Origin of the sequence: Caballeronia glebae (genome assembly GCF_001545035.1) — a bacterium.
Classification (GTDB): Bacteria; Pseudomonadota; Gammaproteobacteria; order Burkholderiales; family Burkholderiaceae; genus Caballeronia; species Caballeronia glebae.
Genome location: NZ_FCOJ02000032.1, coordinates 1 through 15,886, shown reverse-complemented (window position 1 = coordinate 15,886; position 15,886 = coordinate 1). Strand labels below are relative to the sequence as shown.

General features: G+C 64.4%; 15 protein-coding genes. 7 read left to right on the top strand and 8 right to left on the bottom strand.

What is annotated here, in order from left to right:
* Positions 1–16 precede the first annotated feature (16 nt).
* The 3 genes from AWB82_RS21255 to AWB82_RS21245 all read left to right on the top strand — a co-directional run bounded on the left by AWB82_RS21255 (position 17) and on the right by AWB82_RS21245 (position 3,007).
* Positions 17–1,213 (top strand): benzoate/H(+) symporter BenE family transporter, encoded by a 1,197-nt coding sequence (locus tag AWB82_RS21255; protein ID WP_086970725.1) that lies wholly within the window; start codon positions 17–19, stop codon positions 1,211–1,213.
* 235 nt (positions 1,214–1,448) lie between these two features.
* Positions 1,449–2,402, top strand: coding sequence for a transaldolase (gene tal / locus AWB82_RS21250; RefSeq protein WP_086970722.1), 954 nt, complete (start codon positions 1,449–1,451; stop codon positions 2,400–2,402).
* Between the two features lie 176 nt (positions 2,403–2,578).
* Positions 2,579–3,007 (top strand): VOC family protein, encoded by a 429-nt coding sequence (locus AWB82_RS21245; protein WP_086970721.1) that lies wholly within the window; start codon positions 2,579–2,581, stop codon positions 3,005–3,007.
* An 11-nt stretch (positions 3,008–3,018) separates the two neighbouring features.
* Here the strand turns inward: AWB82_RS21245 and AWB82_RS21240 are convergent, their stop codons facing one another.
* The 6 genes from AWB82_RS21240 to AWB82_RS21215 form a co-directional block, all read right to left on the bottom strand.
* Positions 3,019–4,125 (bottom strand): FUSC family protein, encoded by a 1,107-nt coding sequence (locus tag AWB82_RS21240; protein ID WP_086970719.1) that lies wholly within the window; start codon positions 4,123–4,125, stop codon positions 3,019–3,021.
* Positions 4,126–4,267: 142 nt separating this feature from the next.
* Positions 4,268–5,818 carry a monocarboxylate uptake permease MctP gene (mctP, locus tag AWB82_RS21235; RefSeq protein ID WP_086970828.1) on the bottom strand — a complete coding sequence of 517 codons (1,551 nt, stop codon included), beginning with the start codon at positions 5,816–5,818 and terminating at the stop codon, positions 4,268–4,270.
* Complete coding sequence (locus AWB82_RS21230) at positions 5,818–6,066, bottom strand: DUF3311 domain-containing protein (RefSeq protein ID WP_086970717.1); 249 nt, start codon at positions 6,064–6,066, stop codon at positions 5,818–5,820. Before AWB82_RS21230 ends, mctP begins: the two co-directional genes overlap by 1 nt.
* Positions 6,067–6,289: 223 nt before the next feature.
* Entirely contained in the window at positions 6,290–7,201 is a 912-nt protein-coding gene (locus AWB82_RS21225) for a class I SAM-dependent methyltransferase (protein WP_086970715.1), read from the bottom strand.
* The gene (locus tag AWB82_RS21220) at positions 7,198–7,692 is read right to left on the bottom strand and encodes a DNA-deoxyinosine glycosylase (protein ID WP_086970713.1); all 495 of its coding nucleotides are present in this window, start codon (positions 7,690–7,692) and stop codon (positions 7,198–7,200) included. Before AWB82_RS21220 ends, AWB82_RS21225 begins: the two co-directional genes overlap by 4 nt.
* Positions 7,689–8,333, bottom strand: coding sequence for a chorismate--pyruvate lyase family protein (locus AWB82_RS21215; RefSeq protein WP_086970711.1), 645 nt, complete (start codon positions 8,331–8,333; stop codon positions 7,689–7,691). Before AWB82_RS21215 ends, AWB82_RS21220 begins: the two co-directional genes overlap by 4 nt.
* Before the next feature lie 181 nt (positions 8,334–8,514).
* Between AWB82_RS21215 and AWB82_RS21210 the strand changes: the two genes are divergently transcribed.
* Positions 8,515–10,269: a tetratricopeptide repeat protein gene (locus AWB82_RS21210; RefSeq protein WP_086970709.1), complete on the top strand. Its 1,755-nt coding sequence runs from the start codon at positions 8,515–8,517 to the stop codon at positions 10,267–10,269.
* Positions 10,270–10,392: 123 nt separating this feature from the next.
* Here AWB82_RS21210 and htpG read toward each other — a convergent pair whose 3' ends face one another.
* Complete coding sequence (gene htpG, locus AWB82_RS21205; RefSeq protein ID WP_086970707.1) at positions 10,393–12,297, bottom strand: molecular chaperone HtpG; 1,905 nt, start codon at positions 12,295–12,297, stop codon at positions 10,393–10,395.
* Positions 12,298–12,507: 210 nt separating this feature from the next.
* On the opposite strand from htpG, the gene AWB82_RS21200 reads away from it, so the two are divergent.
* Positions 12,508–13,002, top strand: coding sequence for a Rhs element Vgr protein (locus tag AWB82_RS21200; RefSeq protein WP_235023387.1), 495 nt, complete (start codon positions 12,508–12,510; stop codon positions 13,000–13,002).
* Here the strand turns inward: AWB82_RS21200 and AWB82_RS21195 are convergent.
* The gene (locus AWB82_RS21195) at positions 12,999–14,465 is read right to left on the bottom strand and encodes an aminotransferase-like domain-containing protein (RefSeq protein ID WP_086970703.1); all 1,467 of its coding nucleotides are present in this window, start codon (positions 14,463–14,465) and stop codon (positions 12,999–13,001) included. The genes AWB82_RS21200 and AWB82_RS21195 overlap by 4 nt on opposite strands.
* Positions 14,466–14,639: 174 nt before the next feature.
* Here AWB82_RS21195 and AWB82_RS21190 point away from each other — a divergent pair, with 174 nt between their 5' ends.
* Positions 14,640–15,431, top strand: a complete 792-nt coding sequence (locus AWB82_RS21190; RefSeq protein WP_086970826.1) for a VOC family protein — start codon at positions 14,640–14,642, stop codon at positions 15,429–15,431.
* A 44-nt stretch (positions 15,432–15,475) separates the two neighbouring features.
* A partial coding sequence (locus tag AWB82_RS21185) for a DMT family transporter (RefSeq protein ID WP_143756798.1) occupies positions 15,476–15,886 on the top strand: 411 nt, incomplete at its 3' end.

The window sequence follows — 15,886 nt, the reverse complement described above, 5'->3', positions numbered from 1 at the left end:
AACCCGAACCGCAAGCATGAAAGCCTCGTCTTCGGCGCCCGTTGCGCTGCGCCCCTTTTTTGACTCGTCGGTATCGACCGTCGTCGCCGGTTTCGTCGCGATGATGACCGGCTACACTAGTTCGCTCGTGCTGATGTTTCAGGCAGGCCAGGCCGCGCATCTCTCCGACGCGCAGATCTCCTCGTGGATCTGGGCGCTTTCGATGGGCATGGCCGTTTGCACGATCGGTCTTTCGCTGCGCTATCGCGCGCCGATCGTCGTCGCGTGGTCGACGCCGGGCGCGGCGCTGCTCGTCTCCTCGCTGCCGAACGTCGCCTACGCCGATGCCATCGGCGCATTCATCGTCTGCGCGGTGCTTCTGACGGCCGTCGGCCTGACCGGCTGGTTCGACACGCTGATGAAGCGCATTCCGTCGGGCATCGCCGCCGCGCTGCTCGCGGGCATCCTGTTCGAGATCGGCATCGAGATCTTTCGCGCGGCCGAGCAGCGCACGGGACTCGTCATCGCGATGTTCTTCACGTATCTCGCCGGCAAGCGCTTCGTGCCGCGCTACGCGATTCCGGCGACGCTCCTGGTCGGCGTCGCGGTCGCGGGCGCGCTCGGGCTGCTCGACTTTTCGCGCTTTCACGTCGCGCTCGCGCATCCCGTCTTCACGATGCCCGCGTTCTCGATCGCATCGGCGATCAGCATCGGCATTCCGCTTTTCGTCGTCGCGATGGCCTCGCAGAACGTGCCGGGCATTGCGGTGCTGCGCGCCGACGGCTACACGACGCCTTCCGCCCCGCTCATCTCGACCACCGGCATCGCGTCGCTCGTGCTCGCGCCGTTCGGCTCGCACGGCGTGAATCTCGCCGCCATCACCGCCGCGATCTGCACGGGCCGCGAAGCGCACGAGAATCGCGACAAGCGCTACACGGCGGCCGTCTGGTGCGGCATTTTCTATCTGATCGCGGGCACGTTCGGCGCGACCATCGCGGCGTTGTTCGCGGCGTTTCCGAAGCAGCTGGTTGTGTCCGTGGCCGCGCTCGCGCTGTTCGGCTCGATCATGAGCGGCCTCACCAACGCGATGCAGGACCCGCGCCAGCGCGAGCCCGCGCTCGTCACGTTCATGGTGACGGCATCGGGCCTTACGCTGCTGTCGATCGGCTCGGCGTTCTGGGGATTGATCGCGGGCGTCGCGACACATGTCGTGCTCAACGCCAGGCGCCCCTGACGCGGCCTACAATGGCGGAATCGACCCCGATTTCCGGCAGCCGGTCGCGGTCGAATTCCGGCGCGCCGCGTGGGTGCGGCAACGGTATCAGCGCGTTCGCCGCGCTCGGGACTAGAATGGGAGACTGATATAGGGGCGCGTCGCGCGAACGAAGTCGCCGCGCGGCGTCGCAATCATGGCAATCCGCGGGTTAGCTACCGCAATTTGACAAGACGCAACGCGTCTGAGACTCGACATGACATCCGCTCTCGACCAGCTCAAGCAATACACGACCGTCGTCGCCGACACGGGCGACTTCCAGCAATTCATCGCATTCAAGCCGCAGGACGCCACGACCAATCCGTCGCTGATCCTGAAGGCCGTCCAGAAGGACGACTACAAGCCGCTGCTCGAAAAGACCGTCAAGGAGCACGCGAAGAAGCCGATGCCGCAGATCATCGACAATCTGCTCGTCGCGTTCGGCACCGAAATTCTCAAGATCGTCCCGGGGCGCGTGTCGACCGAAGTCGACGCACGCCTGTCGTTCGACACGAAGGGGTCCATCGACCGCGCGCACCAGATCATCAAGCTGTACGAGAACGCGGGCATCAGCCGCGATCGCGTGCTGATCAAGCTGGCGTCGACGTGGGAAGGCATCCGCGCGGCCGAAGTGCTGCAGAAGGAAGGCCTCCACTGCAACATGACGCTGCTCTTCTCTCTTGCGCAGGCGGTCGCGTGCGCCGAGGCGGGCGCGCAACTGATCTCGCCGTTCGTCGGCCGCATTTACGACTGGTACAAGAAAGCTGCCGGCCCGGAGTGGGACGAGGTGAAAAACGGCGGCGCGAACGATCCGGGCGTGAAGTCGGTGCGTCATATCTACGCGTACTACAAGAAGTTCGGCTACAAGACCGAGGTCATGGGCGCGAGCTTCCGTACGGTAAGCCAGATCACCGAACTGGCGGGCTGCGACCTGCTCACAATCAGCCCGGATCTGCTCAAGAAACTCGCCGACAGCAACGACCGGGTCGAGCGCAAGCTCTCGCCGGAGAACGCGAAGAACGAGAACGTGGAGAAGATCGCCGTGGACGAACCGACTTTCCGCTTCCTCGTCAACGACGACGCAATGGCGACGGAAAAGCTCGCGGAAGGCATTCGCGCATTCGCCGCCGATGCGATCAAGCTGGAAAAGCTGATCACCGCGCTGCAATAACGCGAGCCTGAAAAAAACCGCGAATCGCGCCGAAACACTGGCGCGATTCGCGGTTTTTTCTATTTCGCCGATTCTCGACGTAATTTGACCTTTTCCGATTCAGCGCGTGATTTCCTTGCAATAGACTTCCGTGCGTTAGCGGCTTGCCCGCTTCATCTGCACGGAGTCATTCGGTCATGCAACTGGATACCTACATTTTCTACCACGGCGATTGCGCCGCCGCGCTCGAACTTTATCAGGCGGCGTTCGGGGCGCAGATCGCGACGCTGCTGCGCTTTCGCGATGCACCGGACGGCAGCAACGTCCCGCCCGACTGGGCGGACAAGATCATGCACGGCGTGTTCTTCGTCGGCGATCGCGCGATCATGGTGTCCGACGGCCAGCATGGTCAGCCGCACAAAAGCTACGCGGGCTTCACGATGTCGATCACCGCGGACGACGCGCAATCCGGCGAGCGCGCGTTCAACCTGCTCGCCGAGGGCGGCAGCGTGCTCACGCCGTGGCAATCGACGTTCTGGACACAAGGTTTCGGCATGCTCACGGATCGTTTCGGCGTGCCGTGGCTCATCAACGTGTTGCGCGAAGGCGAGGCGCAGGCCGCCTGAGCTTCATCGTGTCACGGTTTGAGCGGCCGCGCGCCTTCGATATTCCACTGCCGCTCGATTTCCGACAGACGCAGCCGCAAGCGATCCACCTGCTCGACGAAGCGCATCGCGAGCCAGTGCATGCCCTGCGTCGTCGCGTTCACATCGCCGGCGACGCGCGCTTGCGGCGCACCCGAAGAATCCATCGCGCGGTACAGCAAGCCGACGCGCCCGAAGCGCAACGCACGCGCCATCTGCAGGAGCTGCCGGCGCACCGCGTACTCGCCCGGCGAACATGCGATTGCGAAGCGGCTGGGCGTTGCGCTCGCGACTTCCGGCATCGACGTCACCAGCATTTCCAGCGCCGCGAGAATCGAGCGGTGCAGACGCTGAATCTCTTCCAGCCGTGCCATCGGCACACTGGTTTCCTTCGCGACCGACTCCATCAGCGCGCGCGCCTGCACGAGCCGCTGGCTCATCGCGTACATGCGGCGCGCGGAATCCTCGGCGACGAGCGGCGTGCCATCCAGCAACGCGCCGTAGATCTTCGCGCATTCGCGCAAATTGTCGGCGAGACGGTAGCGCCACGAGTAGGTCGCGTATTGCGGCAGCACGAACGAGAACGCGAGCGCGATCACCACGCCGATCATGACATTGGCCGTGCGCCACAAACCGGTGGAAAGCGGCAGGTCGCCGTGGCCCGAGACGATGACCATCGTGATCGCCGTGAGCAGCGCGACATAGCCCGGCTTGCCGATGGCGTAGTACGCGCAGGCGCCCGCGACCAGGCACATCAGCACGAAAAACACCATCTGCGAACCGGTCAGCGTCTCCGCCATGATCAGAACGAGGCCGAACCCCGCGCCGAGCATGGTTCCGATGGCGCGCTCGGCGGCCTTCTTGCGGATGTTGCCGTAGTGCTGCAAGCCGCCCACCACCACGAGCACCGACACCGTCGCCCAGATGCCGTGCGGCATGTCGATGCCCGTCGTGACGGCGATCGACATCGCCACGGCGAGGCCGACGCGCAGCCCGTGAATCAGGTTCGCGTGCCGGTAGCGGAAGTACGGCGACGCGATCCCGTGAAACAGGCGTGAGAAACGGCCGCGCCTGAGTGACGTCGATCTCGGAGAAAGCATGGTTCGCTCACGTGGATGAAACTCCCGCCCGCACACAAAGGCTGTCGGAAAAATCAAAACGCCCGTAACGGCGAGAAGCCTGTTACGGGCGTTTTACCAGCTTTTCGCGCGCCGCGCCGGGCGCGTGCGCGATCGTTCGGAATCAGCCTTCCACGATATCCAGATAGTCTTCCGGACGCGTGCGATCTTCCGAGCGCTTGAGCCCCAGCACGCGCACGAGCAGGCTCACGACGATCGCGACGACCAGGTTCACGATCAGCGCCCACACCGCCGCGTAGCCCGGCACGACATAGCCGAACAGATGCAGCGGATAGATCGAGCCCTTCAGTTGCAGCGACACGGCCATCCACGTGCCGACGCCGATGCCCACCGCCCAGCCGATCAGGAGGCCGCGGTGATCGAGCACGCGCGTATAGAGGCCGAGCACGAGCGCGGGCAGCGTCTGAATGATCCAGATGCCGCCGAGCAATTGCAGCTGGATCGCGTAGGTCAGCGGCAGCGCGAGGATGAACACGACCGCGCCCACCTTCACGATCAGCGAAACCAGCTTGGCGACGTTGGTCTCCTGCTCCGGCGTCATCGACTTATTGACGAACTCGCGATGCACGTTGCGCGTGTACAGGTTCGCAGCCGCGATCGACATGATCGCCGCCGGCACCAGCGCGCCGATGCCGATGGCCGCGAACGCCACGCCCACGAACCACGACGGGAAGTAGTGCAGGAACAGCGCCGGCACGGCGAAGTTCGCGCCGTAAGCCTTGAAGTACGACGCGTATTCCGGCATGTCCTTCACGCCCGAGGCGAGCGCCATGTAGCCGAGCAGCGCGAGCAGGCCGAGCACGAGCGAGTACGCCGGCAGCAACGCCATGTTGCGGCGGATCGTGTTGCCCGAGTTCGACGACAGAATCGCCGTTACCGAGTGCGGGTACAGGAAGAGCGCGAGCGCCGAGCCGACCGCGAGCGTCGCGTATGCGCTGTAACCGTTCAGGCTCGCGGCATCGGGCGCTTTCAGAAGCAGCTTCTCGGGCGGCACCGTGCTGAAGATATGGCCGAAGCCGCCGAGCTGCGCCGGAATCACGATCATCGCGGCGATGATCGTGATGTAGATCAGCACGTCCTTCACCACGGCGATCATCGCCGGCGCGCGCAGGCCCGACGTGTACGTGTACGCGGCGAGAATCGCGAACGCGATGATGAGCGGCAGATCGCCGAGGAAGCCCTGCGTCGAGAAGCCGAGCGCGCCGATCACCACTTCGATGCCGACGAGCTGCAGCGCGATGTACGGCATCGTCGCGACGATCCCGGTCAGCGCGACGGCGAGCGCGAGCATGCGGCTGTTGTAGCGCGCGTGCACGAAGTCGGCGGCGGTCACGTAGCCGTGACGCTTCGCGATGCTCCACAGCTTCGGGAACACGACGAACGCGAACGGATAGATGAGGATGGTGTAGGGCAACGCGAAGAAGCCCGTCGCGCCCGCGCCGAATACGAGCGCCGGCACGGCGACGAACGTATAGGCGGTGTAAAGATCGCCGCCGAGCAGGAACCACGTGACGATGGTGCCGAAACGGCGTCCGCCGAGACCCCATTCGTCGAGCTGGGCGAGATCGCCGCGACGCCAGTGCGCGGCGATGAAGCCGAGAATCGTGACGCCGACGAAGAAGAGTACGAAAACGAATGTCGCGGTGGTATTCATCATCGCGCACCTCCGTTCTTTCGTCCCGAGGGCAACGCCTTCGTCTTCTTGTAGACGATGGCGGTGATGACCGCGCTGATCAGCACCCAGAGAAGCTGATACCAGTAGAAATACGGAAAGCCCCAGAGAACGGGCTCGATCTTGTTGTAAAACGGCACCCATACCACACCGATCCACGGAAGGATCAGAAGCCAAAGCCAGTGCTTATTGCGCGGTTGTCCGGTGCCGGTCGTAGCTTCGTGAGCCATGAACGGTCTCCTCTTGTTTTGTTTCGCTTCGTTATCGCGAGCCCGGCGGGATGCCGGTCGTCGGGTAGACATGCCGCTGAAAGCGCCCCGAAATAACAGAGGAAGTATATGGACCGATAAATAGCGCTCACATCAGGGAGAATCCCGACTATTCAGATTCCGCTGATTTCCCTGCCGAATGCGAAAGGGCCGGAACGCGCGTTCCGGCCCGAAGCATTCGCGGTCAGATCGAGAACGAACCGCTCGCCGCGACGCCGGCGCTTTCGGCGAGACCCTTCACCCACTTGCGCGCGGGCAGGCCGAGTTGCGCTTCGATGAGCTTCGCGCGGCTCTCCAGCGCGGCGAACGGCACGTCGAGCGCGGGACCGGCGAACGCGAGCGCGACGCGATTGCCGTCGTGCACTTCGGGCAGCGCGATCACGCGACGATCGAACGCTTCGTTCAGATGTCGCATATTGCGCACGAAACTCGGATGGTCGCCGAACAGGTTGATCGTGACGATGCCCGCCTCGGGCGTGAGACACGCGCGGCACGCCCGATAAAACGACACGCTGTCGAGCACGGGACCGCGCGCGGTGGCGTCGTAGATATCGATCTGCAACGCGCCGATCGTGCCGTGATTCGCGCGATCGTTGACGAACTCCCACGCGTCGCCCTCGGTGACGGTGAGGCGCGCGTCGTCGTAGGGCAGCTCGAACATCGCGCGCGCGGCGATCACGACGGCCGGATTTAGCTCGACGGCCTCCACTTTCGCGCGCTTCAAAAAGCGATAACAGAACTTCGTAAGCGCGGCCGCGCCGAGCCCGAGCTGCACGATACGTTCGGGCGTTTCGACGAAAAGCAGCCACGCCATCATCTGCTGCGCGTATTCGAGTTCGATGTAATCGGGCTTCTTAAGACGCATCGCGCCTTGCACCCATTCGGTGCCGAAGTGCAGATAGCGCACGCCGCCCTCTTCCGAGAACGTCACGGGCGCGAAACGCGGCTTGCGCGGCGCATCGATGCGCGGGGCGTTCGCGAGGTCGTCGCGATCGTCGCGATCGTCGTCCTCGCGCTTGCGTTTCGATTTGCCGTGGTCTTTTTTATTGCCGAACGCGCGGGCTTCAGCCGACGCGCGCTTGATGAGTTTCGTCATTGTGTGGTGAGAATGTCGCGCCAGATGCGCAATTTTTGATCGAACGAGAGGATAGCATTGGCCGCGCTCGACGACGGCAGCACGAGCGTCGCGTAGCCCGCCGCGCTCAGGACGGGCGCGAACTTGCCCGAAGTCTTGCCGTTGAAGCACACCGTGCGCAGCTTCGGAAAGCGCGTGCGAAACACGGCGAAGTCATTGGGCGATGCGTTGCGGATCGCCGTGTCGAGACTGCCTTCGCGCTCGCACGCGGCGAGCACGTCCCATAGACCGATGCCATGCGTGACCAGCCGCGCGAGCCGCTCGTCGTAGGCGAGCGCGTGGAGGTCCTCGCCGATCGCCGCGCCGACGAGCCGCCAGAACTGATTGCGCGGATGCGCGTAGTACTGCGTCGCCGCGAGCGATGCGACGCCCGGAAAACTGCCGAGGATGAGCGTGTGCGTCGCTTCGTCGCCGACGGGCGCGAATCCTGCCAGTTTCGCGTCGGGCTTCATTTCGCCTCGCCGTGCACGACCCGCTTCGCGTGCGAGCTCAGATGATCGTACGAACGCACATGTTCCCGATGACGCTTCTTGCCGTCCGATACGGTGAGCCGGGTCCAGAGCGCATCGAGCATGCATTCGGTGACCATCAGCGGCGCGCCGTGACGCTTGAACACGGAACGGCGCGCGACGAGCGCGTGCGGTTGCTCGTTCGTTTGCATGGATGCGAGCCGATGCAGCGGATGCCGCGCGGTGATTCTCCGGCTGACGAGCGCCGAACGCGATACGCTGCTGTCGCTGTAAAGCAGTTCGGCGAGCGGACGCGTGCGCAGACGGCGCATCGATTGCCACGCGCCCGTGCTGTGCGAAAGCGGCACGATGCTATGCGCGACCACGAACGGCACGCCATCCACTTTCAACGCGACTTCGCGCACCCAAACCGGCGTGCGCGGCGTGACGTCGAGCGCTTTCGATTCATCGCGCCAGGGCGTATCGACGGCTTCGCGCGTGACCTCGACCGTCACCGCGCCCAGCGTGCGCAGATGCGCGGTGAGCGAGCCGCCGCGCGTGAGCCAGTCCTTTTGGGCATCCGAAAGCGAGGGAAGCGGGACGACGCGCCAGTGCGCATCGATGGGATCGTTGGGCGTGAGCATGGCGGCGATTATAAGGTCGCGCTCAAATGACACATCAAATAGGAAATAACACGTAGACACATCAGATTTACATTCGCATCATGGGAAGCTTCTTAAGCATAGCTAATTGCGTATCCGCCTCGACTCCAACACTCCCGACACCACGGACGCGAGCACGCCATTCCTTTCTTCCGCCATTGCAATGACAGACATTCTCTCCAGGCCGCCGGCCGATGCCGTGCGCAAATCCGGCCACGCTGTAACGTTCGACGACGCGGAACGCGCGTTTCTCGCCAGCCTGAGCGAGCCGCCGCGCGATGCCGAACTGTTCGTGGCGCTCGGACGGCTGCATGTGCAGCAGGCCACTCCCGAGCGCGCGATCGAACGCCTGGACGCCGCGCTCGCGCTTGCGCCCGACCACGCGGACTGCCTCAACGAACGCGGCATCGCCGCGCTAATGCTGCGTGATCTCGAAGGCGCGGCGCACTACTTCCGGGAAGCCATCCGCTGCTCGCCGGGGAATCCGCGACCGCATTGCAACCTCGGCAACGCAATGCGCGACGCCGGCAGACGCGAAGATGCGATCCCGCACTTCGAGCGCGCGCTCGCGCTCGCACCCGATCTGCTGGAGGCGGCTTTGTCGGTCGCTGAGTTGCGCAACGAACTCGGGCAGGCGCAGGACGCGCTGGCCGGCTTCGAGCGGGCTGCGCGCCTGGCACCGGACGACCCGCGCGCGCTGCTCGGCCGCGGGCGGACACTGCATGCGCTCGGGCGTTCGAGCGACGCGCAAAATCTCTTCGCGCAAGTGCTGAAGCAGAAACCGGATATCGTCCCTGCGTTGTTCGGTCTGGCCCGGTCGCTCGGCTCGGAACTGCGCTTCGACGAGGCGCTGCACCTGTATCGGCGCGCGCTCGAACTCGACCCGCGCAACCACGCGCTGCTTCACAACACCGCATATGTGCTGACCTGCCTGGAGCGATACGACGAAGCGGACGAACATCTGCAACACGCCATCGAACTCAAGCCGGAACACGCCCTCACGAATCATCTGCTCGGCATGTCGAAACTAAGGCGCGGGGACTGGCGCGCCGGTTGGGCATTGTACGAACACCGCATAGCCTTCGGAACGTCCGGCGGCTATGCGCCCCTCGCCATTCCGGAATGGCGCGGTGAGCCGCTCGATGGCAAGCGCATCGTCCTCACGCGCGAGCAGGGCGCGGGCGATCAATTGCAGTTTGTCCGTTACGCCGCCGTGCTGCGCCGCCTGGGGGCGACCGTCGATTTCTGGGCGAGCGTCGAGCTTGCCCCGCTCCTGGCGCGCGCCGAAGGTGTCCGACGCGCGATCACGGACATGCCGCGCGACGGATACGACTTCTTCTGTCCGGTGATGAGCGTGCCTCATCGACTTCAGAATGAAGCGATTCCAGCGGTCGTGCCGTATCTTTCGGCCGATGCACGTCTATCCGGGCAATGGCGAGACCGAATCCATCAGGCAGCGGGAACGCGCCGCAAGATCGGCCTCGTGTGGGCCGGCAATCCCGCGCACAAACTCGACCGCCTGAGATCGATTCCGCTCGACGCCCTTCTGCCTCTTGCAGACATTCCAGGCCTCGCGTGGTTCTCGCTGCAAACAGGCGCGGCCGCGTCGCAACTCGACGCATGCGCCCGACGCTGGCCGATCAACCGTCTGGAGACGCGACTCGACAGCTACGATGCGACCGCCGCCGCGATCGAATCGCTGGATCTCGTCATCAGCGTCGACACGTCCGTGGCGCATCTGGCGGGCGCGCTCGGCAGGCCCGTCTGGATCATGCTGCCGGCGCAAGCCGACTGGCGTTGGATGACGGGGCGCACCGATAGTCCGTGGTATCCAACCGCGCGCCTGTTCAGGCAATACACGCTGGGCGACTGGTCGCCCGTGGTCGATTCGATATGCGCCGCGCTCGCGGCGCTTTGAAGGAGACGGCGCGCGCAGCCAACACTCCGCGCGCCCGGCTAATCTTGATGTTTGACGATGGCGAATCACGCGGGGCGGTCATGGTTTCCCGGCCCCGCGTTCCTCCGAACCACTAACGCAGACCTATCGCGCGAGCAACAACGCGTTCGTGCGCTTCACGAAGCTCGCCGGATCCTCCAGCGCGCCGCCTTCCGCGAGCAATGCCTGATCGAACAGCAGATGGCACCAGTCGGCGAAATTCGCGTTGTCGGTCTGCAACGCCTTCACGAGCGGATGCTCCGGATTCACTTCCAGAATCGGCTCCGCTTGCGGCGCATTCTGACCCGCCGCCTTCAGCATGCGTTGCAGATAACCGCTCATGTCGCCTTCGTCGGCGACGAGGCAGCTCGGCGAATCGGTGAGACGGAACGTGAGACGCACGTCCTTCGCCTTGCCTTCGAGCGCTTCTTTCATCTTCTCGACGAGCGGCTTCATTTCCTCGCCGACCTTCTCCTGTTGCTGCTTTTCCTCGTCGTCGAGCGCGCCGAGATCGAGATCGCCGCGCGCGACGCTTTGCAACGGCTTGCCATCGAACTCATTCAGGAACGACAGCATCCACTCGTCGACGCGATCGGTCAGCAGCAGCACTTCGACGCCCTTCTTGCGGAACACTTCGAGATGCGGGCTGTTCTTCGCGGCCTGCCAGCTATCGGCGGTGACGTAGTAGATCTTCGTCTGCTCGGGCTTCATGCGCGCGACGTAATCCGCGAGCGACACGTTCTGCTCGTCGGTGTCGTTGTGCGTCGATGCGAAACGCACCAGCTTCGCGATGCGCTCGCGATTGCCGAAGTCCTCGCCGATGCCTTCCTTCAGCACCTGACCGAACTCCTTCCAGAACGTGGCGTACTTTTGCTTGTCGGCGTCTTCCGTGGCTTCGGCGGAGGACGTCGCGATCTCTTCGAGCATCGACAGCACGCGCTTGGTCACGCCTTCGCGAATCGCCTTCACGTCGCGGCTTTCCTGCAAGATTTCGCGCGATACGTTGAGCGGCAGATCGGCCGAATCGACCACGCCCTTAATGAAACGCAGATACGCCGGCAGCAGTTGCTCGGCGTCGTCCATGATGAACACGCGCTTCACGTAGAGCTTCGGCCCGCCGCGATGCTCGCGGTTCCACAGATCGAACGGCGCGTGCTTCGGCACATACAGCAATTGCGTGTACTCGCTGCGGCCTTCGACACGGTTATGCGTCCACGCGAGCGGATCGTCGTGATCGTGCGAAACGTGCTGATAGAACTGCTTGTACTGCTCGTCGCTGATGTCGTTCTTCGGACGTGTCCAGAGCGCGCTCGCCTGATTGACGGTCTCGTCCTCGTCCTTCACGACCATCTCGCCCTTCTCGGTGTCCCATTCTTCCTTCTTCATGAGGATGGGCAGCGCGACGTGATCCGAATACTTCTGGATGATCGACTTGAGACGGTGCGTGGAGAGGAACTCGTCCTCGTCGGCGCGCAGATGCAGCGTGATGGTCGTGCCGCGTTGCGCGCGCTCGATGTCCTCGACATCGAATTCGCCCTCGCCCGCGCTCGTCCAGCGCACGCCCTCGTTCGCCGGCAAGCCCGCGCGGCGCGTCTCGACCGTGATCTTGTCCGCGACGATGAAGCCAGAATAAAAGCCGACGCCGAACTGGCCGATGAGCGCCGCGTCTTTCTGCTGGTCGCCCGAGAGCTTCGAGAAGAATTCCTTGGTGCCGGAACGCGCGATCGTGCCGAGATGCGAGATGGCCTCGTCGCGGCTCATGCCGATGCCGTTGTCGTCGATAGTGACGGTGCGCGCGGCTTTATCGAACGACACGCGGATGCGCAGATCCGGATCGTTTTCGTACAGCGCGCTGTTTTCGAGGGCTTCGAAGCGCAGCTTGTCCGCGGCATCGGATGCGTTGGAGATCAGCTCGCGCAGGAAAATTTCCTTGTTGCTGTACAGCGAATGGATCATCAGATGCAGAAGCTGCTTCACTTCTGCCTGAAAGCTCATGGTTTCTTGCGCCATGGTCGGTTCCTCTTATGTTGATGTCGATGTGCGTTGCGCGTGGGCCACGCGCTAATTCGTCCGATATAAGGGCGGCCGGATATTTTTCAAGAGCCGGCGCGCTCCGCTAAGATGCGTCCTTCCGAACGACCGGCTCCGAGCGCCACCGCAATGCCCTTTCTGCGCAATCTCGATCGCCACGCCCGGCCTCTTTCTCGCGACGAAGCGCAGATGGCCAGGCTCGTTTTCGGCGATGCGATCGACTACGCGACGGTCAAGGTCCACGCGTGCGCCTATCTTCCGTTCGGCCTGCAACCGCGTCGCACGGCGATGGCGCCGAACGGCAACCTCTATTTTCCGCGCGGCTGTTTTCAGGACGACTTCTCCGCCTGCGACCTCGCCGATCGCATGTGGTTCATTCACGAAATGACGCATGTATGGCAGTTCCAGCTCGGTTATCCGGTGCGGCTGCGCGGCGCGCTGCGCATCGGCTTGCCGTATGCGTACACCCTCGCCGATGGCCGGCGCCTCTGCGATTACAACATGGAAGCGCAAGGCAATCTTCTCGCGGATTATTTCGCGCTCAAGTTCTGCGACGGGCAAAGCCGCCTGTACGAGCACCGTTACCGGCACACGCCCGGCGCGCTCGCGCTGTATGAAGCGGTGCTCGCGGATTTTATCCGTGCGCCCGCCGAGCGCCGCAATCTGCCGGGACGCCGCCGCTAGGCGCTGCGCCGCGCGGCCTTTTCAAGATAGCTGGAAAGCATCGCGGGCAACGCCGGATCGCCGCAATTGGCGATGTTGAAGCGCATCCACGTCGTCGGCGACTGATGCGGCGAAAACAAGCTGCCGGGCGTCAGCAGAAAGCCCGCTTCGTGTCCGGCTGCCGCGAGTCCATCGGAATCGACGCCCGCATCCGCCCAAAGAAACATGCCCGCCGCGGCCGGCGAAGCGAAGAGTCTCAAGCCGGTCTTTTCCAGCATCCGCGCGGTCTTGTCGCGCACGCCGTCGAGCCGCGCGCGCAACCGCTCGACGTGACGCCGGTAGTGCCCTTCCGTCAGCACCTTGTAGACGACGCGCTCGTTGAGTTCCGGGCTCGTCATGCCGACGAGCATTTTCTGGTCGGCGAGCGCCTTCGCGACTTCCGGCGCCGCGGCGATATACCCGACGCGCAGATTCGCCGCGAGCGTCTTCGAAAAGCTGCCGAGAAAGATCACGCGCTTGAGCTGATCGAGCGATGCGAGGCGGGTCGCCGGAAAGCCGGCGGGACACAGATCGCCGTAGACATCGTCCTCCACGACGATGAAGTCGTACTCTTGCGCGAGCTGAAGAATGCGATACGCCTGCGCGGCCGTCAGCGACGTGCCGGTCGGGTTCTGCAGCACCGAATTGATGATCAGCATCTTCGGCCGCCAGGTCGCGACGAGCACCTCCAGCGCATCGAGATCGGGGCCGTCGGGCGTGTACGGCATGCCGACGAGCCGCGCGCCCTGCGAAGCGAAGCGGCCGAACATCTGGAACCACGCCGGATCGCCGACGATCACCGCATCGCCTGGCTTCACATAGAGACGCGAGATCAGGTCGATCGCCTGCGTGATGCCCGACACGAGCACGATCTGACGCGCCGCCGATGCGCCGATCTCCAGTTCCGCGAGCCGCGTCTGCAATTGCTGGCGCAGCGGCAGAAAACCTTGCGGCGTGCCGAAACCGAGCATCTGCGCGCCGCTCTGCCGCGACAGCGAGCGCAGCGCGTTGGTGATCAGTTCGCCATCGAGCCAGCGGCCCGGCAAATAGCCGAGGCCCGGCCCCTTTTCCGGACTGGACGTATGCAGCATGTTGCGCAGCAGCCAGACCACGTCGATGGTGTTCTGCACCGGCTCGCGCTCCACCGCGACGGCGGGCGTCTCGCCTTTCGCGACGAGCGCCGGCGCGACGCGCTCGCGCACGTAAAAGCCCGAGCCGCGCCGCGAATCGAGATAGCCGTGCGCGACGAGCCGCTCGTACGCCTCGACGACGGTAAAGCGCGACACGCCCTTGTCGAGCGCGAGCTTGCGGATCGACGGCATGCGCATGCCCGGACGAAACACGCGTTCGTCGATACGGCGGCGGCCCCATTGCACCAGTTGATCGACGAGCGTGAGCTGCGCGGCGTCGTGCGGGGCGGGAATCTGGTCGAGCGGAACGGACATGCGGGCCTCCGGCCTTCGGCGAGCGCACTGCTGCGCGGTAAAAAACTGTACCGAATAGTATTGGCCGGATTGTACCGTTACTGTTACGGTGTGACCGGCTACATTTTGCTTTCGGGCTGGCGGTGCGCGAGTCTGAAAGCGTTATGCTATCGGCCCTTTTTCGCTTTGCCCGCCATGACCGACCATCGCCTGAAACTCGACCACCTCGTGATCGCCGCACGCACGCTGGAAGAAGGCGCGCAGTTCGTCGCCGCGAAATTCGGCGTGGAGACAACGCCCGGCGGCGCGCATCCGCTGATGCGCACGCACAACCGGCTGCTGAATCTGTGGGGCGGCGCGTATCTCGAAGTCATCGCGGTGGACCCGTCGGCAGCGAGCGCCGAAGCACCGCGGCCGCGCCTTTTCGCGCTCGACGATCCGGCGATGCGGCATCGTCTCGAAGCGCACGGCCCGCAGCTCGTGCACTGGGTCGCGCGCGTGGACCGGCCGAAGTCGCTTGTGCGCTGGCGTGAGCAGTATCCGGAGCGCATTGCGCCCGTCGCGGCGATGTCGCGCGCCGGCAATACATGGGGCCTGACCGTGCCCGACGACGGCGCGTTTCCCGCATGGCAGAACGCCGGCGACGGCGTGCTGCCCTCGCTGATCCAGTGGGACACGCCGCGCCATCCGAGCGGCTCGCTGCCGGAAACGGGCGTCGCGCTGCGCACGCTGACGGGTTTCCATCCGCACGCGCAGGCCGTCTCGGAGCAACTCGCGTGGCTCGGCGCGGCGCATCTGACGCACGTCGAGCAAACAGCGGGCGCGCCGGTGCTCGTCGCGCAGTTCGATCTGCCCGATGGCTCGACGCTCACGCTCGGCGAATCGGCGGAACAGGCGCAGGCGCGCGAGGAAGAAGCGCAGCAGGCAGCGAAGCGCCGTCGCACGAAGAAGGCGGACACGCCCGAAGAATCCGATACCCCCGACTGACGCCCGCGCGCCGGTTCAACAAGGCAACGAGGAGACACCGCACGATGAAGACCCGCGAAACCGAAGGCATGTTGCTCGGCCTGATCGGCGTCGTCATTTTCAGCCTGACGCTGCCGATGACGCGCATCGTCGTTGCGGAGGTGAATCCGATCCTGAACGGCCTCGGACGCGCGCTCGTCGCGGCCATTCCCGCCGCCGCCCTGCTCGCGTGGCGTCGCGAAAAGCTGCCGACCTGGGCGCAAGTGAAGAGCCTCGCGGTGGTCGCGCTCGGCGTCATCGTCGCGTTTCCGGTGTTTTCGGCCTGGGCGATGAAAACCGTGCCCGCATCGCACGGCGCGGTCGTGAACGGCCTGCAGCCGCTGTGCGTCGCCATCTATGCCGCATGGCTCTCCCACGAGCGGCCGTCGAAGGCGTTCTGGGCGAGCGCGATCGCGGGCAGTGCAATCGTCGTGGCG